Source organism: Streptomyces eurocidicus (assembly GCF_002891295.1).
Taxonomy (GTDB): domain Bacteria; phylum Actinomycetota; class Actinomycetes; order Streptomycetales; family Streptomycetaceae; genus Streptomyces; species Streptomyces eurocidicus.
On record NZ_LGUI01000009.1, the window covers coordinates 29,711 to 54,283 of the forward strand.

The following is a 24,573-nucleotide window of genomic DNA, read 5'->3' on the forward strand; positions in this document are numbered from 1 at the left end:
GAGTGCACCGGGCCGCCGGGCGTTCCGCGAAGGGCCGTCAGGCGGCCGGGCCGCTCCTGCCCCACTCGGACCACGACATGTTCCAGCCGTTGAGGCCGTTGTCCGGCTGGATCGTCTTGTCGTCGGAGTTCTTGACGATCACGACGTCGCCGACGAGGGAGTTGGCGTAGAACCAGGCCGCCGGCGTGTTCGGGTCGCCGCCGCCGCGCTGGTCCTCCAGGCCCACGCAGCCGTGGCTGGCGTTCTCCGCGCCGAAGGTGGGCGAACCGGACCAGTAGTTGCCGTGCAGGAAGGTGCCGGAGGTCGACAGGCGCATCGCGTGCGGCACGTCCGGGATGTCGTACTCGCCCTTGCCGTCGCCCTTGGTGAAGCCGACGGTGGCGCCGTTCATGCGCGTCACCTCGTGCTTCTCGCTGATGACCATCTGCCCGTTGTACGTGGGGTTGGCCGGGGCGCCCGCGGATATCGGGACGGTCCTGATGACTTTGCCGTCCCGCTCGACCGTCATCTGGTGGGACTTCGCGTCGACCGTGCTGACCTGGCTGCGGCCGACCGTGAAGTTCAGCGTCTTCGACTGCGAGCCGTACACGCCCTCACGGCCCTGCACGCCGTCGAGGTTCAGGTCGACCTTCACCTTGGTGCCGGCCGCCCAGTACTTCTCGGGGCGGAAGTCGACACGGTCGTTGCCGAACCAGTGCGCCTTGACCGGAACGGCCGGCTCGGCGGTCACCTTGATCGCCCGCTCTACGGCCTTGGGGTCGGTGATGCCGCGGCTGAAAGTAATCGATACGGGCATTCCGACGCCGACGGTCTCGCCGTCCTCCGGCGTGAAGTAGCCGACGAAGGTGTTCTGCGGGGTGAGCGTCGTGAACGACGCGTGCTTGGCCGACGTACGGCCGTCCTCGTCCTTGGCCAGCGCGTCCACCGTGTACTTGGCGGAGGCGGCCAGATGGGCGGTCGGCTCCCAGGCCGAACCGCCCCCGGTTATCCTGCCCTCGACGGTCCTGCCCTTGCCGTCGGCGACCTTGACGGACGTCAGCTTGCCCCGGGCCGCGGTGACCTTGAGCTTGCCGCTCGTCCCGACGTCCTTCGCGCCGTCCTGCGGGGCGATCTCCACGACGGCCTTCGAGGGCTTGCCGTCATCGGCCTTCTCGCCCTTCTTCTTGCCCTCGTCATCGCCACCACAGGCGCTGACCAGCAGCAACACCACTCCGAGCAGCAGCGCCAACAGGCCCTTGCGGCCCGCGCGCCCTCTCGATGCCGGCTGCATGTTCACTACGGTCGTCTCCCCTCGCACGGCCCGCGCAGGCGGAGCCCCCAGAGCGCGGCTCATGCGCTTCGGCGATAGATAACCACATGCCACGGACAGCACGTCCCCTGGGGAATATCACCGTTCGGTCCCAAATGAGATGGTCCTGGGAACGGCGATGCGCGCTGTGCGCATGAGGTGCGGCCGGTGGCCGGAGTGAGGCATCTTAAACCGGCCAACCACAGGCCACGCACCGGGGGGCGGGTCGGCGGGGCCCCGGCCGCGCACCCGATCACACGGGTGAGCGCACCCGTGGATGTGGGCAGAACTGGGGGAAGGACAGGACCGCCGACGCCCGGTACGGGAAGCCGGGCGCCCGGCGCACCGGTCGAGAGCCGCCGGAGGCGAAGACGTGTCGAGCGCACCCGAGCAAGAGGCTGAACAGGGCTACGGCTCCGGGTGCTCCCCGGAGCCGCCCGACCCGGCCGCCACCGCCGGGCCGGTCCTGGCGGCCGGGGTCAACGGCCGGCCCCGGACACCCCGGGCCGGCCCACCGCCCGCCGCCGTGTGGCCGGGCAGCTCCGAACCCCTCGGCGCCCGCTTCAAGCCGGGCGCCGAGGGCGTGTCGGGGACGAACTTCGCCCTGTGGGCGGGCGGCGCCGAGGCCGTGGAGCTCTGCCTCTTCGACGATACCGACGGCGCCGACGGTGAGGCCCCCGAGGACCCCGGTGGCGAGGGCGCCCCCCGCCGGGAGCGCGAGACCCGCCACCTCCTCACCGAGCTGACCCACGAGATATGGCACGGCTTCGTCCCCGGCGTCGGGCCCGGCCGCCGCTACGGCTACCGCGTCCACGGCCGCTGGGACCCGTGGACCGGCGCCCGCTGGAACCCCTCGAAGCTGCTCCTCGACCCCTACGCCCGCGCGGTGGACGGCGACTTCACCCTGCCGCCGGAGGTCTACGGCCACGTCCGCGACTGGCCGCAGCAGCACATCGCCGACACCGTGCGCGACGAGCGCGACTCCGCGCCGTACGTCCCCAAGGGCGTGGTGGTCGCGGACGGCGACGACTGGTCGGACGACCGCCGCCCGAAGACCCCCTGGGCCGACTCGGTCATCTACGAACTGCACGTCCGCGGCTTCACCATGCGGCATCCCGGCATACCGGAACGCCTGCGCGGCACCTACGCCGGGCTGGCCCACCCGGCGGCCGTCGAGCACCTGGCGGGACTGGGCGTGACCGCCGTGGAGCTGCTGCCGGTCCATCAGTTCGCCCACGAGGACCACCTGCTGAGGCGCGGGCTGCGCAACTACTGGGGTTACAACTCCATCGGCTACTTCGCCCCGCACGCCGGCTACGCCGCCTCGGGCACCCGGGGCCCGCAGGTCGGCGAGTTCAAGCGGATGGTCCGGGCCCTGCACGCGGCGGGCATCGAGGTCATCCTCGACGTCGTCTACAACCACACGGCCGAGGGCGGTGAGCTGGGCCCCACGCTCTCGCTGCGCGGCGTCGACAACCGCCGCTACTACCGCCTCCAGGGCGACGCCCGCCGCTACGCCGACTACACGGGGTGCGGCAACACCCTCCACGTGGTGCAGCCGAACGTCCTGCGGCTGATCACGGACTCGCTCCGCTACTGGGTGACGGAGATGGGTGTCGACGGCTTCCGCTTCGACCTCGCGGCGGCGCTCGCCCGGTCCATGCACGACGTCGACATGCTCTCGCCGTTCCTCGCGGTCATCGCCCAGGACCCGGTGCTGCGCCGGGTCAAGCTCATCGCCGAGCCGTGGGACGTGGGCTCGGGCGGCTATCAGGTGGGCGCCTTCCCCCCGCTGTGGACGGAGTGGAACGACCGCTACCGCGACGCGGTGCGCGACTTCTGGCGCGGCGCCCTGCCGGACGTGCGGGACCTCGGCTACCGCCTCTCGGGCTCCAGCGACCTCTACGCCTGGGGCGGCCGCCGCCCGTACGCCTCCGTCAACTTCGTCACCGCGCACGACGGCTTCACCCTGCGCGACCTGGTGAGCTACGAGCAGAAGCACAACGAGGCCAACGGCGAGGGCAATCGCGACGGCACGAGCGACAACCGCTCCTGGAACTGCGGCGCGGAGGGCCCGACCGACGACCCCGGGGTGCTGGCCCTGCGGCGGCGGCAGCTGCGGAACCTGCTGACCACGCTGCTGCTGTCCACGGGCGTGCCGATGCTGGTCGCGGGCGACGAGATGGGCCGCACCCAGGGCGGCAACAACAACGCCTACTGCCAGGACAACGCCACCGGCTGGGTCGACTGGTCCCTGCTGGAGGACCCGGGCTGGCGCGCGCTGCGGGACCTGGCGGGCCGGCTGCTCGCGCTGCGCCGCGCCCATCCCGTGCTGCGCAGCCGGGCCTTCTTCTCCGGTCGTCCGCAGGGCGCGGACGGCCTGCGGGACCTGGCGTGGTTCACGGCGGAGGGCACGGAGATGACGCGGGCCGACTGGTACGCCCCCAAGGCCACCCTCGGCATGTACCTTTCCGGCCGCGACATCAGCGAGCGCGGCCCCCGGGGCGAGCCCGTGACGGACGACAGCTTCCTGGCGGTGCTGCACGCCGGCGAGGGCCCCGTGCGCTTCACCCTCCCCGGGCCGCCGTGGGCGGACGCCTATGAGTTCCTGGTCAACACCGCCCTGGAGAAACAGGACGCGGCACCGGGCGGCCGGCGGCGCGCGGGCTCGCCGATCGCCGTACGGGCCCGCTCGGTCCTCCTGTTGCGGGCCCGGTCCCAGGGACCGACCGCCCCTACGCCGGAAGTCCTGGGCCCAAAAAACTAGTGAGCGCTGTCAGCGGTGAACCGTAGTCTCACTCCTGATGACTGAAACCCGAGGAGACCCCCGCCGCAGCAGACCCGAGCGCCGCTCGGCCGCCCGTTCGCTGCTCCGCCTGTGGCCGTACGTCCGGCCCGTGCGGCGCCGCTTGCTGGCGGCCGCCCTGATGGCGGTCCTGGGGTCCTTGATGTCCCTGGTCATCCCACTGGCCCTGAAATGGATGGTGGACGGCCCGGTCTCCGACGGCGACCCCTCCGGGGTGTGGCTGGGCGGCCTGGTGCTGCTGGTGCTCGGGAGCGCGGAGGCGTCGCTGTTCTGGGCGCGCCGGGCGCTGACCGCGCGCCCGCTGGCCCGGGTCGAGGCGGACATGAGGGCCTCGCTCTACCGCCACCTCCAGCGGCTGCCCGTCTCCTTCCACGACCGCTGGCCCTCGGGCCAGCTGCTGTCCCGGGCCACGACGGACCTGATGCTGCTGCGCATCTTCCTCGCGTTCCCGCTGACCTTCCTGCTGGTCAACAGCGTGACCATCGTGGCCGGTTTCCTCATCCTGCTGACGCAGCGGTGGACGCTGGGGCTGATCCTGCTAGCCCCGGTGGTACCGCTGGTCATGCTCTGCCGGTACTTCGAGGCGCGCTACTCCCGGGCCGCGCGCACCGCGCAGGACCGGACCGGCGATCTGACGACGATCGTCGAGGAGAGCGTCCTGGGCATCCGCATCGTCAAGGGCTTCGGCCGGCACCGCGGCCAGGAGCGGGCCTTCGCGACGCTGGCCGGCGGGGTGCGCGACACCGAGCTGCGCAAGGCGGACCTGATGGGGACGCTCTGGGCGCTGATCATGATCCTGCCGGAGCTGGCCCTCGGGGCGGCGCTGGTGCTGGGCGTGGTGCAGGTCGCCGACGGCGAGCTGTCCGCGGGCACCCTGGTGGCCTTCCTGTCGACGGCGCTGGCGCTGCGGTGGCCGGTGGAGTCGATGGGCTTCCTGCTGGCGATCACCAATGAGTCGGCGACGGCGGCGGACCGCTTCTTCGAGGTGCTGGACTCCCGGCCGCCCGCCGGGGATCCGGTGTCGATCCCGGGACAGCGGGCGGGGGCCGGCGAGTCCGCCGGGAAGGGCGGTGCGAAGGCCGCCCCGGGGGGCGGTGCGGAAACGGCGGGCCTGCGCCTGGAGGGCGTGGAGTTCCGTTACCCCGACGCCCCGGCCGGCGCCCCGCCCGTGCTGCGCGGCGTCGACCTGCACATCCGGCCCGGCGAGACCATGGCGCTCGTCGGCACCACGGGCAGCGGCAAGACCACGCTCACCGCGCTCATCCCCCGGCTCCACGAGGCGACGGCCGGCCGGATCACCCTGGACGGCCAGGACATCGCGGCGCTGCCGCGCGAGCGGCTGCGGCAGCTGGTCTCCGTCGCCTTCGAGGACCCCACCCTGTTCTCCGCCACCGTCGCCGAGAACGTCCTGATGGGCGCCGAGGGGGCCGGTGAGCCCGAGCTCGTACGGGCGCTGTCCGTGGCCCAGGCCGACTTCGCGTACGACCTGCCCGACGGGACGGCCACCGAGGTCGGGGAGCAGGGCCTCAGCCTGTCGGGCGGTCAGCGGCAGCGGCTGGCGCTGGCCCGCGCCGTCGTCGGCGAGCCCCGCTTCCTGATCCTCGACGACCCGCTGTCCGCCCTGGACGTGCACACCGAGGCGCTGGTGGAGGCGGCGCTGCGGAAGGTGCTGGCGACCACCACCGCGCTGGTCGTCGCCCATCGCCCGTCCACGGTCCTGCTGGCCGACCGGGTGGCGCTGCTCTCCGAGGGGCGCGTCACCGCCGTCGGCACCCACCACGAACTGCTGCACGGCAACCGCGAGTACGCCGCCCTGATGTCCGGCGACCCCCATGGCGAGGAAGAGCGGCCCCGATGACGACCAGCACCCCCGACCGGCGGACCACCGAGGAGGAACCGGCCGTGGACCGGCCCGCGGCCGGCCCCGCCGAGAGCTCCGGGACCTCCCGCCCCTCCGACCCCGCTCCCACCGCCGATCCCTTCGACAAGGACGTGCTGCCCGCCCCGAAGGGCGCCTCCCTGGCCCTGCTGCGGTCGCTGCTCGCGCCCGCCCGCCGGCCGGTGCGGATCGCCGTCGTGGTGCTGCTGCTCCAGCAGGCCGCCGTGCAGGCCGGTCCGCTGCTCGTCGCGTTCGCCATCGACCGCGGCGTGCCCGCCTTCCGCCGCGGCGACCACGGCCCGCTCATCGCGATCGGCGCCGGCTATCTGGTCTCGGCGCTGGCCTCCGGGCTGCTCCAGCTCGCCTTCGTCCGGATCACTGCCCGCGTCGGCCAGAACGTCCTGCTGGACCTGCGCGGCCGGATCTTCCACCACTCCCAGTCGCTCAGCGTCGACTTCCACGAGCGCTACACCTCGGGCCGGCTGATCTCCCGGGCGACCACGGACGTCGAGTCGATCCGCGAGCTGCTGAACGAGGGCCTCCAGGAGCTGATCGGCGTCGCCCTGTCGCTCGTCTACGTCTCCGCGGTGCTGCTGTACCTGGACTGGGGCATCGGCGGCGCCGCCGTGCTCTCCTTCGCGCCGCTGTATCTGCTCGTGCGCTCCTACCGGCGCCGCTCGATGCTCGTCTACCGCGAGCGCTCCACGGCGGTCGCCGGTGTGATCGTGAAGTTCACCGAGACGATGAACGGCATCCGGCCGGTCCAGGCGTTCCGCCGCGAGCGCGCCAACGAGAAGGACTTCGACGCCCTCAACACCCGGCACCTGAAGTCCAACGGCGACGCGATGCTGGAGATGGCCCGCTATGTGGTGACCTCACGGCTGGTGGCCAACAGCGCGCTCGCGGGGATCGTCCTGTGGGGCGCGTACCGGGTGGCGGGCGGCGGGCTCGCGCTGGGCGCGCTGGCGGCCTCGGTGCTGTATCTGCGGCGGCTGTACGACCCCATCGACCGGCTCGCGATGTTCCTCAACTCCTACCAGTCGGCGGCCGCGTCCCTGGAGAAGATCGCGGGTCTGCTGGCCCAGCGGCCGTCGGTCCCGGAGCCCGGGGAGCCGAGACCGCTGCCGGAGCGGACGACGGGCGGGCCGGGCCGCGAGGTGGTCTTCGACGGAGTGCGGTTCGCCTACCGCACGGGCGGCGAGGTGCTGCCCCGCTTCGATCTGACGCTGCCCGCCGGGCAGACGGTGGCGGTGGTGGGCTCGACGGGCGCGGGCAAGTCCACGCTCGCCAAGCTCCTCGCGCGCTTCTACGACCCGACCGAGGGCGAGGTCCGGCTGGACGGTGTCCCACTGCGCGAGCTGGCCGGGCCGGAGCTGCGGCGCGGGGTGGTGATGGTGACGCAGGAGGCGTTCCTCTTCTCCGGCACGGTCGCCGACAACATCGCCATCGGCCGCCCCGGCGCCACCCGCGAGGAGATCGAGCGGGCGGCCGAGGCGATCGGCGCGCACGACTTCATCAAGGCCCTGCCGGACGGCTACGACACGGACGTCCGCAAGCGCGGCGGACGGATCTCGGCCGGTCAGCGGCAGCTCGTCGGCTTCGCGCGGGCCCTGCTCGCCGACCCGGCGGTCCTCATCCTCGACGAGGCCACGTCCTCGCTGGACGTCCCGGGCGAACGGGCGGTGCAGCGGGCCATGGCCACGGTGCTGCGCGGGCGTACGGCCGTGGTGATCGCCCACCGGCTCTCCACCGTGGAGATCGCGGACCGGGTGCTGGTGATGGCGGACGGCCGGGTCGTGGAGGACGGCACCCCCGCAGAGCTGATCGCCGGCACGGGCCGCTTCGCGGAGCTGCACCGCGCCTGGCGGGACAGCCTGGTCTGACCTCCCGGGGCCCCGACGCCCTGGGCGTCGGGGGCCGCCGGGGACGCGGGCGCGGGGACGCAGTGGCGAGTACGCGGGGACGGGGACACGGAGCCGGGTACGCGGGGACGGGTACGCGGGGACGGCGGGGCCCTCTTGCCCGCCCTTCCGGCCTTCCACCCTCTCGGCCTTCCGGCCTTCAGACGCCGCACCCCGCATCCAGGTCGCCCACCGGTCCCGGCCGACCGTGCGTCGCCCGGCCGACCACCCGCCACCCGCCACCCGCCAATGGACCACACCATTTCCGGTCGAGCAGCGCCCGCGGCCGCCCCACCGACCCGCCCACGAAGGGGACTTCCGCGTTCCCGTCGCAACCGCGGGTACGCGCTGGCAGCGGCGATCGCGACCGCTCCCGGCGGTCATGCACCGCTATGCGGACCACGTTCTTTCGTCAACGGACGGATTTTGGCCAACTTGCCGCCGCACTCCTGACACGTACATGCCCGCGGTGGCACTCTTCCCTCCACCGACGCACGGCTTCCCCACGGCACCACGGCCGGGCGCCGGCCTACCTCCATATCTCCTTATCGGCCTCGCCGTCTCGGTCCCGCCGTCTCGGCCCGTACCGGCCCCCACACCCCCCGCTCCCGTTGGCCCCTCCCGAGTGCCCGACAGCGCCGGGCGGCCCACCGTGTCCGGGGACGTTCCACGTGTTCTGCCTCGCTCTGCCCGGACGGCCAGTTCGCCGTCCGGCCGCCTCCGGCCACGCCCACCGTGGTCACCGCAGAAGGAGTCAGCGTGAGACCCACCCCCCATCGGCGCGCAGTCGCCACCGGCGCGCTGGTCGCCGTGACGGCGATGCTGGCCGTCGGCGTGCAGACCGGTCCCGCCACCGCCCGCACCGACGACACGGGCAACGGCCGCACCCTCGTCGCCAAGGCCGACCCGGGCGCCCTGCCCGTCAAGCTCTCCCCCTCGCAGCGCGCCGAGCTGATCCGCGACGCGAACGCCACGAAGGCGCAGACCGCGAAGACCCTGGGCCTCGGCGCCAAGGAGCAGCTGGTCGTCCGGGACATCAGCAAGGACGTCAACGGCACGCTCCACACCCGCTACGAGCGCACCTACGACGGTCTGCCGGTGCTCGGCGGCGACCTCGTCGTCGACGCCACCAAGGGCGGCACGCCCAAGACCGTCGCCAAGGCGACCAAGGCGCGCCTCGCGGTGCCGACGACCAGCGCCTCCTTCGCCGCGGGCACCGCCGAGAAGGACGCGGTCAAGGCCGCGCAGGCGCAGGGCTCCAAGGCCACCAAGGCGGAACGGGCGCCGCGCAAGGTGATCTGGGCGGCCGACGGCACGCCCGTCCTCGCCTACGAGACCGTGGTCGGCGGCCTCCAGGACGACGGGACCCCGAACGAGCTGCACGTCATCACGGACGCGCGGACCGGTAAGAAGCTCTTCCAGTTCCAGGGCGTCAAGCAGGGCATCGGCAACAGCCAGTACAGCGGCAAGGTCACCATCGGCACCTCGGGGTCCGCCCCGTCGTTCCAGCTCAACGACACCTCGCGCGGCGGTCACAAGACCTACAACCTCAACCGCGGCACGTCCGGCACCGGCACGCTCTTCACCGACGCCGACGACACCTGGGGCAACGGCACGACCGGCGACCCGGCCACGGCCGGCGTGGACGCCCAGTACGGCGCGCAGCTGACCTGGGACTACTACAAGAACGTGCACGGCCGCAGCGGCATCAGGGGCGACGGCCAGGGCGCGTACAGCCGGGTCCACTACGGCAACGCCTATGTGAACGCCTTCTGGCAGGACCAGTGCTTCTGCATGACCTACGGCGACGGCACCGGCAACAACAAGCCGCTGACCTCGATCGACGTGGCCGCGCACGAGATGACGCACGGCGTCACCTCGGCCACCGCCAACCTCACCTACAGCGGTGAGTCCGGCGGCCTCAACGAGGCCACCTCGGACATCTTCGCCGCGGCCGTGGAGTTCTGGGCCAACAACCCCAGCGACCCCGGCGACTACCTGGTCGGCGAGAAGATCGACATCAATGGCAACGGCACCCCGCTGCGCTACATGGACAAGCCCAGCAAGGACACCCGTTCCAAGGACGCCTGGTACTCGGGCATCGGCTCCATCGACGTGCACTACTCCTCGGGCCCGGCCAACCACTGGTTCTACCTGGCCTCCGAGGGCAGCGGGCAGAAGGTCGTCAACGGCGTCTCCTACGACTCCCCGACCTCCGACGGCAAGCCCGTCACCGGCATCGGCCGGGACAACGCCGCCAAGATCTGGTTCAAGGCGCTGACCCAGCGCATGCAGTCCAACACCAACTACGCGGGCGCGCGCGACGCGACGCTGTGGGCCGCCGGCGAGCTCTTCGGCGTGGGCAGCGAGACGTACAACAACGCCGCCAACGCCTGGGCCGCGATCAACGTCGGCAGCCGGGCCTCCACCGGAGTCTCGGTCACCGCCCCCGGCGACCAGACCAGCATCGTGAACACCGCCGTACAGCTCCAGATCAAGGCGTCGAGCTCCAGCGGCGGCGCGCTGACCTACTCGGCCACGGGCCTGCCCGCCGGCCTGTCGATCAACTCCTCGACCGGTCTGATCTCCGGCACCCCCACGGCCACCGGCACCAGCGACGTGACCGTGACGGTGAAGGACTCGGCCGGCCAGACCGGCACGTCGTCCTTCAAGTGGACCGTGAACACCACGGGCGGCGGCAGCGTCTTCGAGAACACCACCCCGGTGGCGATCCCGGACGCGGGCTCCGCGGTCACCTCGCCGATCGTCGTGACGCGCAGCGGCAACGGCTCCGCGGCGCTGAAGGTGGACGTGAACATCACGCACACCTACCGCGGTGACCTCAAGATCGACCTGGTGGCCCCGGACGGCAAGTCCTGGGCGCTCAAGGGCTCCGACCCGTGGGACTCCGCCGAGGACGTCAAGGAGAGCTACACCGTCGACGCCTCCGGCGTCTCCGCGAGCGGCACCTGGAAGCTCCAGGTCCAGGACGTCTACTCCGGCGACGAGGGCACGGTCAACAGCTGGAAGCTGAGCTTCTGAGCGACCGGCGGGAGCGGGCCGGCGCGGACGACCACGCCGCGCTGCACCGCGATCCCTCCCCCCGCCCCCGCTGACCGGACACGGCACGGCACCGCATGAACCAGGCGCCGTCCGGGGTGAGTTCACCTCCCCCGGACGGCGCCTCACTACGTCAGCGCAGCAGCACCCCCGAGGCCCGGTCCGTCGCCTCCGACGGCAGGGTGACCAGCCCCAGCTCCGCGCCGCTGGCCAGCAGCCGGTGCGCGGGCAGGATCCGGACGGTGTAGCCGAAGGGGCCGGCGCGGTCGAGGGTGAGCGGGCCCTCGTAGATCCGGCGGCCGTCGGTGCCCGGGCCCGCGGTGGGTTTGAGCGGGAAGGTGCTGGTGCGGCTGAGCCGGTCGGAGGGGTCGACCCGCCCGGCCACGGCCTGGACCTCGACATCCGCCGGGTCCAGGGCGCCGAGCGTCACGCTCACCCGCAGCGAGACCGTGGAGCCCAGCTCGGCCGTGCCGTTCAGGGCCGTGTCCGCCACCGCCTCCACATGGTCCACGGCGACCCCGGGCCAGGCGTCCCGCACCCGGGCCTTCCAGCCGGCGAGCTCCCGGGCCGCGTCCGGGTTCAGCGCCCGCTGGGCCTCGGCGGCGGGGGCGTACAGCCGGTCCACGTACTCGCGCACCATCCGCCCGGCGAGCACCTTGGGGCCCAGGGTGGCCAGGGTCCGGCGGACCATCTCGATCCAGCGGCCGGGCAGCCCGCCGGCCCCCCGGTCGTAGAAGCGCGGGGCGACCCGCTCGGCCAGCAGGTCGTAGAGGGCCGCCGCCTCCAGGTCGTCGCGGCGGTTCTCGTCCGTGGCCGTGCCGTCGGCCGTGGGGATCGCCCAGCCGAAGTCCGGTTCGAACCACTCGTCCCACCAGCCGTCGAGCACCGAGAGGTTGAGACAGCCGTTGAGCGCGGCCTTCATGCCCGAGGTGCCGCACGCCTCCAGCGGGCGCAGCGGGTTGTTGAGCCAGACGTCGCAGCCCGGGTAGAGCTTCTGGGCCATGGCCATGCCGTAGTCGGGCAGGAAGACGACGCGGTGGCGCACGCGCGGGTCGTCGGCGAACCGCACGAGCTCCTGCACCAGGCGCTTGCCGCTGTCGTCCGCCGGGTGGGCCTTGCCCGCGACGACGATCTGGATCGGCCGCTCGGGGTGGAGCAGCAGCTCCATCAGCCGGTCGCGGTCGCGGAGCATCAGGGTGAGGCGTTTGTAGGACGGGACGCGGCGGGCGAAGCCGATGGTGAGGACGTCGGGGTCGAGCACGCCGTCGATCCAGCCGAGCTCGGCGGTGCCGGCGCCGCGCTCCCGCCAGGAGGCGCGCAGCCGCTCGCGGACCTCCTCCACCAGCTGCTCGCGCAGGGTGCGGCGGAGCTCCCAGACGTCGGCGTCGGAGATGCCGGCGACGGCGTCCCAGCGCTGCGATCCGCCGATGGTCAGGGCGTCCTCGGCGCGGCCGGCGCCGATCTGCCGGGCGCCGAGCCGGAGCACCTCGGGGGCGACCCAGGTGGGGGCGTGCACCCCGTTGGTGACGGAGGTGATCGGCACCTCCTCGGGGTCGAAGCCCGGCCAGAGGCCGGCGAACATCTGCCGGCTGACCTGGCCGTGCAGGGTGGAGACCCCGTTGGCCCGCTGGGCGAGGCGCAGGCCCATCACGGCCATGTTGAAGAGGTTGGGCTCGCCGCCGGGGTAGGTCTCCAGGCCCAGTTCGAGCACCCGCTCGACATCGATGCCGGGCAGCTCCCCGCCGGCGCCGAAGTGCCGGGCGACGAGCTCGCGGTCGAAGCGGTCGATGCCGGCGGGCACAGGGGTGTGCGTGGTGAAGACGGCGCCGGCCCGGACGCACTCCAGCGCGCCGTCGAAGCCCGCCCCGCGCGCCACGAGTTCGCGGATGCGCTCCAGGCCGAGGAAGCCTGCGTGGCCCTCGTTGGTGTGGAACACCTCGGGTTCGGCGTGGCCGGTCAGCCGGCAGTACGTGCGTACCGCGCGCACCCCGCCGATGCCCAGGAGCATCTCCTGGAGCAGCCGGTGCTCGCCGCCGCCCCCGTAGAGCCGGTCGGTGACCTCGCGCTCGCCGGGGGCGTTCTCCTCCACGTCGGAGTCGAGGAGCAGCAGGGGCACCCGGCCGACGCGGGCCTGCCAGATGTAGGCGAGCAGGGAGCGGCCGCCGGGGAGGGCGAGGGTGACGCGGCTGGGGGTGCCGTCGGGCTCGCGGAGCAGGGAGAGCGGGAGCTCGTTGGGGTCGAGCAGGGGGTAGTGCTCCTGCTGCCAGCCCTCGCGGGAGAGGGACTGGCGGAAGTAGCCGTGGCGGTAGAGCAGCCCGACGCCGATGAGGGGGACGCCGAGGTCGCTGGCGGACTTCAGGTGGTCCCCGGCGAGGATGCCGAGGCCGCCGCTGTACTGCGGGAGGGCGGCGGTGATGCCGAACTCGGGCGAGAAGTAGGCGACGGCGGCGGGCAGTCCTTCGGGCTGTTCCTGGTACCAGCGCCGACCGGTCAGATAGTCGTGCAGGTCGTCGGCCGCCGCGGCGAGCCGCCGCCGGAAGCGGCGGTCCTCGGCGAGGGCGGCCAGCCGGGTGGCGGGCACGGCGCCCAGCAGCCGCAGCGGGTCGCCGGCGGCGGCCCGCCAGCCCTCGGGGTCGACGGCCTGGAAGAGCTCACGGGTCTCGGGGTGCCAGGACCAGCGCAGATTGCGCGCCAGCTCGCTGAGCGGTCGTAGGGGCTCCGGAAGGACGGGGCGCACACTGAATCGACGAATGGCCTTCACCCTCACGAAGGTAGCGGCGCGGCGGCCCCGGTTTCCGCGTGTTGGACGCAACCGCCTGACCCTGACAGGGGCAGGCGGGCGCCGCGGCGCGTGAGGTTGACTGGGGCGCATGGACACACCTGCGGAGTTGGGAGATTTCCTCCGTACGCGCCGGGCCCGCCTCCAGCCGGAGGACGTGGGCCTGGTGGCGTACGGGAAGAGCCGGCGCGTGCCGGGGCTGCGGCGCGAGGAGCTGGCGCAGCTGGCGGGGGTGAGCGTCGCGTACTACACCAGGCTGGAGCAGGGGCAGTCGGGGAACGCCTCGGACGGGGTGCTGGACGCCCTGGCGCGGGCGCTGCGGCTGACCCCGGACGAGCACGCGCACCTGCGGAACCTGGCCCGGCCGGGCCGGGCGGGCCGGCGGCCGGCCGCGCGGCCGCAGAGCGCGGGGGCGGGGGTGCGGCAGCTGGTGGCGGCGATGGGCACGCCGGCGCTGGTGCTGGACCTGCGCTACGACGTGCTGGCCTGGAACCCGCTGGGCCACGCCCTGCTGGCGGGGCACGCCGACGCCGACGCGCCCGGACGGCCGGAGGAGCGGCCCAACACCCAGCGGATGCTGTTCCTGGACGACCACGCGAGGGAGCTCTATCCGCGCTGGGAGGAGGAGGCGGGGCGGGCGGTCTCCTCGCTGCGGCTGGCGGCCGGCGCCCATCCGGAGGACCGGCGGCTGGCGGAGCTGATCGGTGAACTCTCCATGCGGAGCGAGGAGTTCGCGGCGCTGTGGGCGCGGCACCCGGTGCGGGCCTGCACCTCGGGGACGAAGGTCTTCCACCATCCGCTGGTGGGGACGATGGCGCTGGAGTTCGAGATGATGCGGCTGCCGGACACCGGGGGCCAGGGGCTGCTGGCGTTCAGCGCGGAACCCGGCTCCCCGTCGGAGGCGGCGCTGCGGCTGCTGGCCGCGGCCGTCTCGGAGACGGGCGCTCCGCGTCCGCATGGTGGACCGTACGCGGGTGAGGACATCCCGGAGCGGATCATCGGCTGATGCAGACGGCCGACCCGGAAATACGCCACGCGTACGCACGGGTCGGCGGCGGCCGAAGGGAAACTACGGCCTTCCGCAGCGGTTCCGGGCGGGCGTTACCCCGTCCGGCCGCCGCTTACCCCCTTTTCGCTCATTGCACACGATCGGCTCAACGAGGAGACTTCATACGAGTGACGGCGTGCCGTCCGTCCTCCCCACACGGTGCCAGGGGAACTACGCACCGGTAGTTCCCCCGGGGCGGGCATGCCCGGCCGGGACCGGTGGGAAAGCTCCATCGGTATGCAGGGAAGTCACGCGTCAGCCGTATCGGCCCCTCCTCCAGCACCCCGTCGCACGATCCCGCCGTCTCCGCATCTCCTCCGCACCCACCCGGGTGAAAGCGGACGGGAGCGGTCATGCTCGCGCCCGGCCGGTCGCCGACGGAGCAGATAGAAAGAACCGAACCCGTAAGGCCGCCCGATTCCGTCGAACCTCCAGGTGATCCCATGATCGGTCGCATCCCCGTCCTGGACCTCGGCCCGCTCGTGGACTGCGGTCGCAGGCCCGTCAAAGCGGTGGCCGGCGAGACCTTCCAGGTCACCGCCACCGTGTTCCGCGAGGGCCATGACGCGCTGGGTGCCAATGTGGTGCTGCGCGATGCCGCGGGCCGGTGCGGTCCGTGGACGCCGATGCGGGAGCTGGCGCCCGGCACCGACCGCTGGGGCGCCGAGGTGACGCCCGGCACCGAGGGCCGCTGGACCTACGCGGTGGAGGCGTGGGGCGATCCGGTGGCGAGCTGGCGGCACCAGGCGGGCATCAAGATCCCGGCCGGCATCGACACCGAACTGGTCCTGGAGGAGGGCGCCCTGCTCCATGAGCGGGCCGCCGCCGGGGTGCCCAAGAACGAGGGCCGGGAGGTCGTGCTGGCGGCGGTCGACGCGCTGCGGGACGCCGGCCGGCCGGCCGCGGCCCGGCTCTCGGCGGCCCTCGCGCCCGCCGTCTCGGCCGCGCTGACCGCCCACCCGCTGCGCGAGCTGGTCACCACCAGCCGCTCGGTGCCGGTGCTGGTGGAGCGCGAGCGGGCCCTCTTCGGCTCCTGGTACGAGCTGTTCCCCCGCTCGGAGGGCGCGCTGCTGCCGCCGGCCGGGCCGCCCGTCAGCGGTACGTTCCGGACGGCGGCGGAGCGGCTGCCGGCCATCGCGGCGATGGGCTTCGACGTCGTCTATCTGCCTCCCGTGCACCCCATCGGCACCGCCTTCCGCAAGGGCCCCAACAACTCCCTGACGGCGGGCCCGTACGACGTCGGGAGCCCCTGGGCGATCGGCTCCGCGGACGGCGGCCACGACGCGCTCCATCCGGACCTCGGCACCTTCGAGGACTTCGACCACTTCGTGACACGGGCGCGCGAGCTGCGCATGGAGGTGGCGCTGGACCTGGCGCTCCAGTGCTCCCCCGAGCACCCCTGGGTCCTCAAGCACCCCGAGTGGTTCCACCACCGCGCCGACGGCACCATCGCGCACGCCGAGAACCCGCCGAAGAAGTACCAGGACATCTACCCCCTGGCGTTCGACGAGGATTTCGACGGGATCGTCCGGGAGACGCTGCGGGTGCTGCGCTTCTGGATGGGCCACGGCGTCCGGATCTTCCGGGTCGACAACCCGCACACCAAGCCGGTGGCCTTCTGGGAGAAGGTCATCGCCGAGCTGGGCCGCACCGACCCGGACGTGGTCCTGCTCGCCGAGGCGTTCACCCGGCCCGCGATGATGCGCGCCCTCGGCGCGGTCGGCTTCCAGCAGTCCTACACCTACTTCACCTGGCGCAACGGCAAGCACGAACTCACCGACTACCTCACCGAGCTGTCGGGCGAGGCGGCCGCCTCCATGCGCCCCAACCTCTTCGTCAACACCCCTGACATCCTGCACGCCTACCTCCAGGACGGCGGCCGGGCGGCCTTCGAGATCCGAGCCGTGCTCGCCGCCACGCTCTCCCCCTCCTGGGGCGTCTACGCCGGCTACGAGCTGTGCGAGAACACCCCGGTGCGGCCGGGCAGCGAGGAGTACCTGGACTCCGAGAAGTACCAGCTGCGCCCGAGGGACTGGGCGGCGGCCGAGCGCGCGGGGCGCAGCCTCGCCCCGCTGCTGACCCTGCTGAACCGGCTGCGGCGGCGCCAGCCCGCGCTGCGCCGGCTGCGCAACCTGCGCTTCCACGACGCCGACAACGACGCCGTCATCGCCTACTCCAAGCGGGCCGGCGGCTCGTGCGTCCTCACGGTCGTCAACCTCGACCCCCACCACACCCAGGAGGCCACGGTCTCGTTGAACATGCCGGAACTCGGCCTCGATTGGCACGAGTCCGTCCCGGTGCGCGACGAGCTCACCGGAGAGACCTATCACTGGGGCAGGGACAACTATGTGCGCCTGGAGCCGGGCCGTTCCATCGCGCCCGCGCACGTGTTCTCCCTGCGACCGTCCTCACCGATCGGAGGGTCACCCACACCATGATCGTCAATGAGCCCGTCCACGACACGTTCGAGGACACCCCCGCCAAGGACCTGGATCCCGACTGGTTCAAGCGCGCCGTCTTCTACGAAGTGCTCGTGCGGTCCTTCCAGGACAGCGACGGCGACGGCATCGGCGACCTCAAGGGTCTGACGGCCAAGCTGGACTACCTGCAGTGGCTGGGCGTCGACTGCCTCTGGCTGCCGCCGTTCTTCCAGTCCCCCCTGCGCGACGGCGGTTACGACGTCTCGGACTACACCGCGGTGCTGCCGGAGTTCGGCGACCTCGCCGACTTCGTGGAGTTCGTGGACGCCGCGCACCAGCGGGGCATGCGCGTCATCATCGATTTTGTCATGAACCATACGAGCGATCAGCACGAGTGGTTCCAGCAGTCCCGTACGGACCCCGACGGCCCGTACGGCGACTACTACGTCTGGGCCGACGACGACAAGCAGTACCAGGACGCGCGGATCATCTTCGTGGACACCGAGTCCTCGAACTGGACCTTCGACCCGGTGCGCAAGCAGTACTACTGGCACCGCTTCTTCTCCCACCAGCCGGACCTGAACTACGAGAACCCGGCCGTGCAGGAGGAGATCCTGGCCGCCCTCCGGTTCTGGCTGGACCTCGGCATCGACGGCTTCCGGCTGGACGCGGTGCCGTACCTCTTCGCCGAGGAGGGCACCAACTGCGAGAACCTGCCGCGCAGCCATGAGTTCCTCAAGCGCGTCCGGGCCGAGATCGACGCCCACTACCCGGACACGGTGCTGCTGGCCGAGGCCAACCAGTGGCCCGAGGACGTCGTCGACTACTTCGGCGACTACGCCGCGGGCGGCGACGAATGCCATATGGCGTTCCACTTCCCCGTGATGCCCCGCATCTTCATGGCCGTCCGGCGGGAATCCCGCTATCCGGTCTCGGAGATCCTGGCCAAGACGCCGGCCATCCCCTCCGGCTGCCAGTGGGGCGTCTTCCTGCGCAACCACGACGAGCTCACCCTCGAAATGGTCACGGACGAAGAGCGCGACTACATGTACGCGGAGTACGCCAAGGATCCGCGGATGCGCGCCAACATCGGCATCCGGCGCCGGCTGGCCCCGCTGCTCGACAACGACCGCAATCAGATCGAGCTGTTCACCGCGCTGCTGCTGTCACTGCCCGGCTCACCGATCCTCTACTACGGCGACGAGATCGGGATGGGCGACAACATCTGGCTCGGCGACCGCGACGGGGTCCGCACCCCGATGCAGTGGACGCCCGACCGGAACGCCGGCTTCTCCTCCTGCGACCCCGGGCGGCTGTATCTGCCGACCATCATGGACCCGGTCTACGGCTACCAGGTCACCAATGTCGAAGCCGCCATGAGCAGCCCCTCCTCGCTGCTGCACTGGACGCGCCGCATGATCGAGATCCGGAAGCAGAACCCCGCCTTCGGACTCGGCTCGTACACCGAGCTGGCCTCCAGCAACCCCGCCGTGCTCGCCTTCCTGCGCGAGGTCCGCGTGCCCGGGCAGCGGGACGACGACCTGGTCCTGTGCGTCAACAATTTCTCCCGTTTCGCACAGCCGACCGAACTTGACCTCCAGATGTTCAGCGGCCGCCACCCGGTCGAGCTCATCGGTGGAGTGCGCTTCCCGGCCATCGGCGAGCTGCCGTATCTGCTCACCCTGGCCGGCCACGGCTTCTACTGGTTCCGGCTGCGCCACGGCGCGCCGCCGCCGGCCGGGCACTGAGAGCGGAACCCCGTGCGCGTCCCGATCGGCCGCGCACGGGCGGTTTTCCCTTCCGAAGCCTGGGAACCCTCACTACTACGCACGGGCCGGGCCGACCGGATCGCCACCGCTCGGATCCGCCGCGGCGGCCGCACCGACCGCCACCCGCACGCACCGCTAGCACCGCACGCATCGCACGTACCGCATGCAGAGGCCGCTGGGGCTGACCGTACGGACGATCCTCGCCCGACACGTCCCGCACCGCGCACCGGTCAAAGCCGCAATCCGGGACACTTTGCCCTACCTGTCGTGTGCCCGGGGAAAGGACGCGACGCCATGTCGGACGCTGCACCGTCCCGCCGGGGGGCCACCCGCCGGGGGACGCCCCCCGGACCACTGCTGTCCTCGGTCCGCGCCGGATCGGCCACGGCCGTGCCGCGGCCGGAGGCCGACGGGTCGGGACTGCTCGGCTCGCTGGTGCCGCTGCTCTCCGAGTGGCTGCCCGGTCAGCGGTGGTTCGCGGGAAAGGGCCGCCCGATCACCGGCTTCACCCTCGTCGCGGCCACCGAGCTGCTCCCCCACACCACCGGTGGCTCCGCACCGGGCCTGCTCCACCTCCTCGTCCGGGCCCAGCAGCCCGGCTCCCCCACCGGCCACCCGGGCGCCCCGGGCCCCTCCGGAGCCGCCGGCCCCGCCGTGCACGCCGGTACCGACGACTGCTACCAACTGCTCCTCGGCGTCCACGACGTCCTGCCGCCGCACCTCGCGCCCGCCCTCATCGGCCGGCCCGCCGGCGGCCCGCTGCACGGCCGCGCCGTCTACGAGGGCCTCGCCGACCCCCGGCTGGCCGCCCTGCTCCTGGAGCGGCTGCGGGTGCCCGGCCGGCTCGGCCCCCTGCGCTTCACCCGCGAGGAGGGCGCCGTCATCGCCGCCGGACTGGCGCCGAAGATGCTCGGCGCCGAGCAGTCCAACTCCTCCGTCGTCTACGGCGAAACGTATATCCTCAAGCTCTTCCGCCGCGTCTGCCCCGGCACCAACCCCGATCTGGAACTGCCCCGCGCGCTCGCCGGCACGCCCTGCGACCGGGTGCCGCCGCCCGCCGCCTGGTTCGAGGCCGAGCTGCCCGGCGCCGACGCGGACCCCATGACCCTCGGGGTGCTCCAGCCCTATCTGCCCGGTTCCGCCGACGGCTGGCAGCTGGCGCTCAGCGCCCTGGCGGTGCGGGCGGACTTCACCGCCTCCGCCCGCGCTCTCGGCCACGCCACCGCCGAGGTGCACGGCGCGCTCGCCGAGGCGCTGCCCACGGTCGTCCTGCGCCGCCCCCAGCTCGAACACCTGGCCGCCTCGATGACCCGCCGGCTGGACGCCGCCGCCGACGCCGTCCCCGCCCTGCGCCCCTACCGGGCCGCGCTCGGCGCCGCCTACGACGAGCTGGCGGCGCTCGGCCGGGCGGGCCGCACCTGGCGCGCCCAGCGCATCCACGGCGACCTGCACCTGGGACAGGCGCTGCGCACGGCCCAGGACGGCCGGTGGGCGCTCATCGACTTCGAGGGCGAGCCCGCCCGGCCGCTGGCCGAGCGCTGCCGCCCGCAGCCCGCCGCGCGGGACGTCGCCGGCATGCTGCGCTCCTTCGACTACGCGGCGGCGGTCGGCCGGGCGACCGCCACCACCTGGTCGGCCCGGGCCCGCGCCGCGTTCTGCGAGGGCTACGCCACCGTGCGCGAGGACCCCCGCGAGGACCCCCGGCTGCTGCGCGCCCACGAGACCGACAAGGCCGTCTACGAGGTCCTCTACGAGGCCCGGCACCGCCCCGACTGGCTCCCCGTCCCGATGTCCGCCATCCGCCGGCTGGCGGACCCCCGGGCCGGGGCGGCGGCGGACGCGGCGGTGGACGTGCCGGCGGACGCCGCGGCGTACCGGCAGGCGCCCGCGACCGCGGCGGAGCGCCCCGGCGGCGCCACCGGACCCCCGGGCCGGCCGGACCATGAGGAACCCGAATGACCCGCCGCCCCGGCAACCCGGCAACCCGGCAACCCGGCAACCCGGCAACCCGGCAACCCGGCAACCCGCACCAGCCACGATCCCCGGTCACCGGCCGGGGCCGCGAGGAGGACCGCCCCGTGACCGCTCGACCGCCGTCCAGCCCACCGCCGCACGAGCCGGGCGCCGAACGCCCCGGCGGCCTGGCCGGAGTCCCCGCGACCTTCCTCCCGGACACGGCACGGCCCCGGCGGGCCGCGCCGGAGGCGGCGGCCGGGGCGGGGGGCGAGCCACGTACGGTCTCCCCGGCCGACCGTCCGACGGGAGCCGCCGACAGCACCGGCGCGGACCGCCCCGCGCCCGGCGACGAGGCATCGGGCCCCGCCCCGACGGACGTGCCACCCGGGCCCACGGACATCGCCGGCCCACGCCGTACCACACCCGGAGGCGAGACACCGGAGCCGTCCCCGGCCGGCCCGTCGCCGGTCACCGCACCGCACCGCGTTGTGCCTGACGGCGGGGCGCCGGAGCCCTCCCCGGCCGACCGGCCGACCGGGGCCGGAGCCCCCCGCCGCACCGCACCCAGCGGAAAGCGCGGCGTGCGGCCCGCCGAGCCGCTCGGCGACGAGGAGCGCGTACGGCTGCTGCGCGGCGCGCACCACGACCCGCACGCGCTGCTCGGCGCGCACCCCGTGCCGGGCGGGGTGGCGTTCCGGACCCTGCGCCCGTTCGCCCGCTCGGTGGCGGTCACCGGCACCGGTTTGCGAGCGGAGCTGTACGACGAGGGGGACGGCCTCTTCGCGGGGGTGCTCCCGCTGCGGGAGATCCCCGACTACCGGCTCCTGGTGACGTACGACGACGCGGAGCTGGAGCTCCAGGACCCGTACCGCTTCCTGCCCGCGCTGGGCGACCTGGACCTGCACCTCATCCGCGAGGGCCGGCACGAGGAGCTGTGGCGGGCGCTCGGCGCGGTGCCCATGACGCACGGCGGCGCGCCCGGCACCCGGTTCACGGTCTGGGCGCCCAACGCCCAGGGCGTGCGCGTGGCCGGCGACTTCAACCACTGGGACGCCACGGGCCACCCGATGCGGTCCCTGGGCGCGTCCGGGGTGTGGGAGCTGTTCCTGCCGGGCATCGGCGAGGGCGCCCTGTACAAGTTCCAGATCACCCGCCCCGACGGCTCGCACACCCTGCGCGCGGACCCCATGGCCCGCCGCACCGAGGCGCCGCCGGCCACCGCGTCGATCGTGGACGTCCCGCACCACGTCTGGCGGGACGCGGAGTGGATGGCCCGCCGGGCGGGCACGCCCGTGCACGAGGCGCCCTTCTCCGTCTACGAGGTACACCTGCCGTCCTGGCGGCCCGGCCTCAGCTACCGGCAGCTGGCCGGCCAGCTGCCCGCGTACGTCAAGGACCTGGGCTTCACCCACGTCGAGCTGATGCCGGTCGCCGAGCACCCCTTCGGCGGCTCGTGGGGCTATCAGGTCACCGGCTTCTACGCCCCGACCGCGCGCCTGGGCACGCCCGACGACTTCCGGTACCTGGTCGACGCGCTGCACGCGGCCGGCATCGGGGTGCTGATGGACTGGGTGCCTGCGCACTTCCCCCGGGACGACTGGGCGCTGGCGGAGTTCGACGGCCGGCCGCTGTACGAGCCCGGGGACCCGCAGCGGGCCGCCCACCCGGACTGGGGGACGCTGGAGTTCGACTACGGCCGCACGGAGGTCCGTAACTTCCTGGTGGCGAACGCCGTCCACTGGTGCCAGGAGTTCCACATCGACGGGCTGCGGGTGGACGCCGTGGCGTCGATGCTCTACCTCGACTACTCCCGCGAGCCGGGGCAGTGGACGCCGAACGTCCACGGCGGCCGGGAGAACCTCGACGCGGTGGCGTTCCTCCAGGAGATGAACGCGACGGTCTACCGCCGCTGCCCCGGCGTCGTCACGATCGCCGAGGAGTCCACCGCCTGGGACGGCGTCACCCGTGCCACCCACCACGTGGGCCCCGGCGGCTTCGGGGGTCTGGGCTTCGGCCTGAAGTGGAACATGGGCTGGATGCACGACTCGCTGCTCTACGTCGCCAAGGAGCCGGTCCACCGGAAGTACCACCACGGTGACATGACCTTCTCCATGATCTACGCGTACAGCGAGAACTACGTGCTGCCGATCTCGCACGACGAGGTGGTGCACGGCAAGCGCGCCCTGGTCTCCAAGATGCCGGGCGACTGGTGGCAGCAGCGCGCCACCCACCGCGCGTACCTGGGCTTCATGTGGGCCCATCCGGGCAAGCAACTCCTCTTCATGGGGCAGGAGTTCGCACAGGGGGCGGAGTGGTCCGAGAGCCATGGCCCCGACTGGTGGCTGCTGGACCCCTCGTACTCCGCGGAGGCCGACCACCGGGGCGTGCGCGACCTGGTCCGCGACCTCAACGCGGCCTACCGCGCCGAGCCCGCCCTGTGGCAGCGGGACACCGTGCCGGAGGGCTTCGAGTGGGTGGACGGCGACGCGAGCGAGGACAACGTCTTCGCCTTCCTGCGCTACGACGCGGAGGGCTCGCCGCTGCTGGCCGTCAGCAACTTCTCGCCGGTGGTCCGGCACGGCTACACCCTGGGGGTCCCGGCGCGGTACACCGCGTGGGCGGAGTACCTGAACACGGACGCCGAGCGGTACGGCGGCGGCGGGGTCACCCACGCGGACCCGGTGAAGTCGGAGGCGGTGCGCAGCCACGGCCGCCCGGCGAGCGTCACGGTGACGCTGCCACCGCTGGCGACGGTGTGGTTCCGGCCGGTGTGAGACCGGCCAGGGCATGCCGGCGCGCGGCCTGTCACCACCGTGCGCCGGGGGCGGGGCGATCCGGTACGAGGCGGCGCACCGGGGACCCGTCCACCGGGCGGGTGGCAGGGCGGGCGAACGGCCGCACGGTCACGCCCGGGGCCCGCCGGACAGGCGCAGGCAGCACGGTGGCTGTGCGGCAGGGGCAGGGGCAGACAAGCAGCCGCACGGTCACGCCCGGAAGACCCGTCCACCGGGCAGGCGCGGGTGACACGGCGACCGTGCGGCAGGGGCAAGCCGCGAGCGCGCGGTCACGCCCCCGGGGACCCGTCCACCGGGCAGGCGGGGCGCGCAGGCGGCACGGCGGCCGCGCGCCGGGGTGAGCGGCCGCCGGAGCGAGCTCCGCGGGCGTGACAGCGCCGCGGCGCGCGCCTCGTCGACCACCCCGCGCCGACGGCGGGAAGCCCGGTCGCACGGTGCCGCGTCGGGGACCCGCCCGCCGCACGGCGGCCCCGTGACGCCGCCGTGACGGGCCGGTGACGTCGGTTTCACTAACGTCGGCCGGGCAGTGATCCGGCGGTAGCCGTGGGGTCGGGGGTGTCGGAGGTGACCCGGTGGCCGAGGTCGTGGTCCAGCTTCGTACGCCGTCGCGCGCTCCCGCGGCCGACGGCACGGCGTCCGGCGGCCCCGAGGGGTCCGGGGACGACGTCGGCGGCTGGCTGCGGCGGCGGTTCGGGCTGACCTCGCGCCCCCTGCACCCCGGCGCGGGCGACCCGGAGGCCCTCGCCTGGCACACGGTCGAGGTGCCCGCCGGGGTGGACGCCGAGTCGGTCGCCGGGGCGCTGCGTGCCCGTCCGGACGTCGCGGCCGCCTATGTGAAACCCCAGGCGGGACCGCCGTGACGCGCCTTCCCT

The 24,573-nt window shown here is 73.4% G+C and carries 12 protein-coding genes; 10 read left to right on the top strand and 2 right to left on the bottom strand.

The window, feature by feature from the left end; translation table 11 throughout:
* Nucleotides 1-37: 37 nt before the first annotated feature.
* Complete coding sequence (locus tag AF335_RS24160) at nucleotides 38-1,270, bottom strand: L,D-transpeptidase (protein WP_102920882.1); 1,233 nt, start codon at nucleotides 1,268-1,270, stop codon at nucleotides 38-40.
* A 391-nt stretch (nucleotides 1,271-1,661) separates the two neighbouring features.
* Here AF335_RS24160 and glgX point away from each other — a divergent pair, with 391 nt between their 5' ends.
* The 4 genes from glgX (at nucleotide 1,662) to AF335_RS24180 (ending at nucleotide 10,916) form a co-directional block, all read left to right on the top strand.
* Entirely contained in the window at nucleotides 1,662-4,055 is a 2,394-nt protein-coding gene (gene glgX / locus AF335_RS24165; protein WP_102920548.1) for a glycogen debranching protein GlgX, read from the top strand.
* A gap of 37 nt (nucleotides 4,056-4,092) precedes the next feature.
* Nucleotides 4,093-5,952, top strand: a complete 1,860-nt coding sequence (locus AF335_RS24170; protein WP_102920549.1) for an ABC transporter ATP-binding protein — start codon at nucleotides 4,093-4,095, stop codon at nucleotides 5,950-5,952.
* Nucleotides 5,949-7,856: an ABC transporter ATP-binding protein gene (locus AF335_RS24175; RefSeq protein WP_102920550.1), complete on the top strand. Its 1,908-nt coding sequence runs from the start codon at nucleotides 5,949-5,951 to the stop codon at nucleotides 7,854-7,856. Before AF335_RS24170 ends, AF335_RS24175 begins: the two co-directional genes overlap by 4 nt.
* A 777-nt stretch (nucleotides 7,857-8,633) precedes the next feature.
* On the top strand, nucleotides 8,634-10,916 hold the full coding sequence (locus AF335_RS24180; RefSeq protein WP_102920551.1) for a M4 family metallopeptidase: 2,283 nt from the start codon (nucleotides 8,634-8,636) through the stop codon (nucleotides 10,914-10,916).
* A 151-nt stretch (nucleotides 10,917-11,067) separates the two neighbouring features.
* Here the strand turns inward: AF335_RS24180 and glgP are convergent, their stop codons facing one another.
* Nucleotides 11,068-13,695: an alpha-glucan family phosphorylase gene (gene glgP, locus AF335_RS24185; protein WP_102920552.1), complete on the bottom strand. Its 2,628-nt coding sequence runs from the start codon at nucleotides 13,693-13,695 to the stop codon at nucleotides 11,068-11,070.
* Between the two features lie 109 nt (nucleotides 13,696-13,804).
* Here glgP and AF335_RS24190 point away from each other — a divergent pair, with 109 nt between their 5' ends.
* The 6 genes from AF335_RS24190 (at nucleotide 13,805) to AF335_RS34820 (ending at nucleotide 24,561) form a co-directional block, all read left to right on the top strand.
* Complete coding sequence (locus tag AF335_RS24190; protein WP_102920553.1) at nucleotides 13,805-14,719, top strand: helix-turn-helix transcriptional regulator; 915 nt, start codon at nucleotides 13,805-13,807, stop codon at nucleotides 14,717-14,719.
* Between the two features lie 485 nt (nucleotides 14,720-15,204).
* On the top strand, nucleotides 15,205-17,199 hold the full coding sequence (locus AF335_RS24195; protein ID WP_102920554.1) for an alpha-1,4-glucan--maltose-1-phosphate maltosyltransferase: 1,995 nt from the start codon (nucleotides 15,205-15,207) through the stop codon (nucleotides 17,197-17,199).
* On the top strand, nucleotides 17,196-18,929 hold the full coding sequence (gene treS / locus AF335_RS24200) for a maltose alpha-D-glucosyltransferase (protein WP_102920555.1): 1,734 nt from the start codon (nucleotides 17,196-17,198) through the stop codon (nucleotides 18,927-18,929). Before AF335_RS24195 ends, treS begins: the two co-directional genes overlap by 4 nt.
* Before the next feature lie 315 nt (nucleotides 18,930-19,244).
* The gene (locus tag AF335_RS24205; protein ID WP_170127796.1) at nucleotides 19,245-20,909 is read left to right on the top strand and encodes a maltokinase N-terminal cap-like domain-containing protein; all 1,665 of its coding nucleotides are present in this window, start codon (nucleotides 19,245-19,247) and stop codon (nucleotides 20,907-20,909) included.
* Nucleotides 20,906-23,680: a 1,4-alpha-glucan branching enzyme gene (glgB, locus tag AF335_RS24210; protein WP_376697761.1), complete on the top strand. Its 2,775-nt coding sequence runs from the start codon at nucleotides 20,906-20,908 to the stop codon at nucleotides 23,678-23,680. Before AF335_RS24205 ends, glgB begins: the two co-directional genes overlap by 4 nt.
* Nucleotides 23,681-24,273: 593 nt before the next feature.
* Nucleotides 24,274-24,561, top strand: coding sequence for a hypothetical protein (locus AF335_RS34820; RefSeq protein ID WP_170127797.1), 288 nt, complete (start codon nucleotides 24,274-24,276; stop codon nucleotides 24,559-24,561).
* Nucleotides 24,562-24,573 lie beyond the last annotated feature (12 nt).

What these genes read in the sequence shown, in the direction of transcription:
- AF335_RS24160 (WP_102920882.1), bottom strand. Translation starts at nt 1,270, where the DNA reads ATGCAGCCGGCATCGAGAGGGCGCGCGGGCCGCAAGGGCCTGTTGGCG.
- AF335_RS24170 (WP_102920549.1), top strand. Translation starts at nt 4,093, where the DNA reads ATGACTGAAACCCGAGGAGACCCCCGCCGCAGCAGACCCGAGCGCCGC.
- AF335_RS24175 (WP_102920550.1), top strand. Translation starts at nt 5,949, where the DNA reads ATGACGACCAGCACCCCCGACCGGCGGACCACCGAGGAGGAACCGGCC.
- AF335_RS24190 (WP_102920553.1), top strand. Translation starts at nt 13,805, where the DNA reads ATGGACACACCTGCGGAGTTGGGAGATTTCCTCCGTACGCGCCGGGCC.
- AF335_RS24195 (WP_102920554.1), top strand. Translation starts at nt 15,205, where the DNA reads ATGATCGGTCGCATCCCCGTCCTGGACCTCGGCCCGCTCGTGGACTGC.
- treS (WP_102920555.1), top strand. Translation starts at nt 17,196, where the DNA reads ATGATCGTCAATGAGCCCGTCCACGACACGTTCGAGGACACCCCCGCC.
- AF335_RS24205 (WP_170127796.1), top strand. Translation starts at nt 19,245, where the DNA reads ATGTCGGACGCTGCACCGTCCCGCCGGGGGGCCACCCGCCGGGGGACG.
- glgB (WP_376697761.1), top strand. Translation starts at nt 20,906, where the DNA reads ATGACCCGCCGCCCCGGCAACCCGGCAACCCGGCAACCCGGCAACCCG.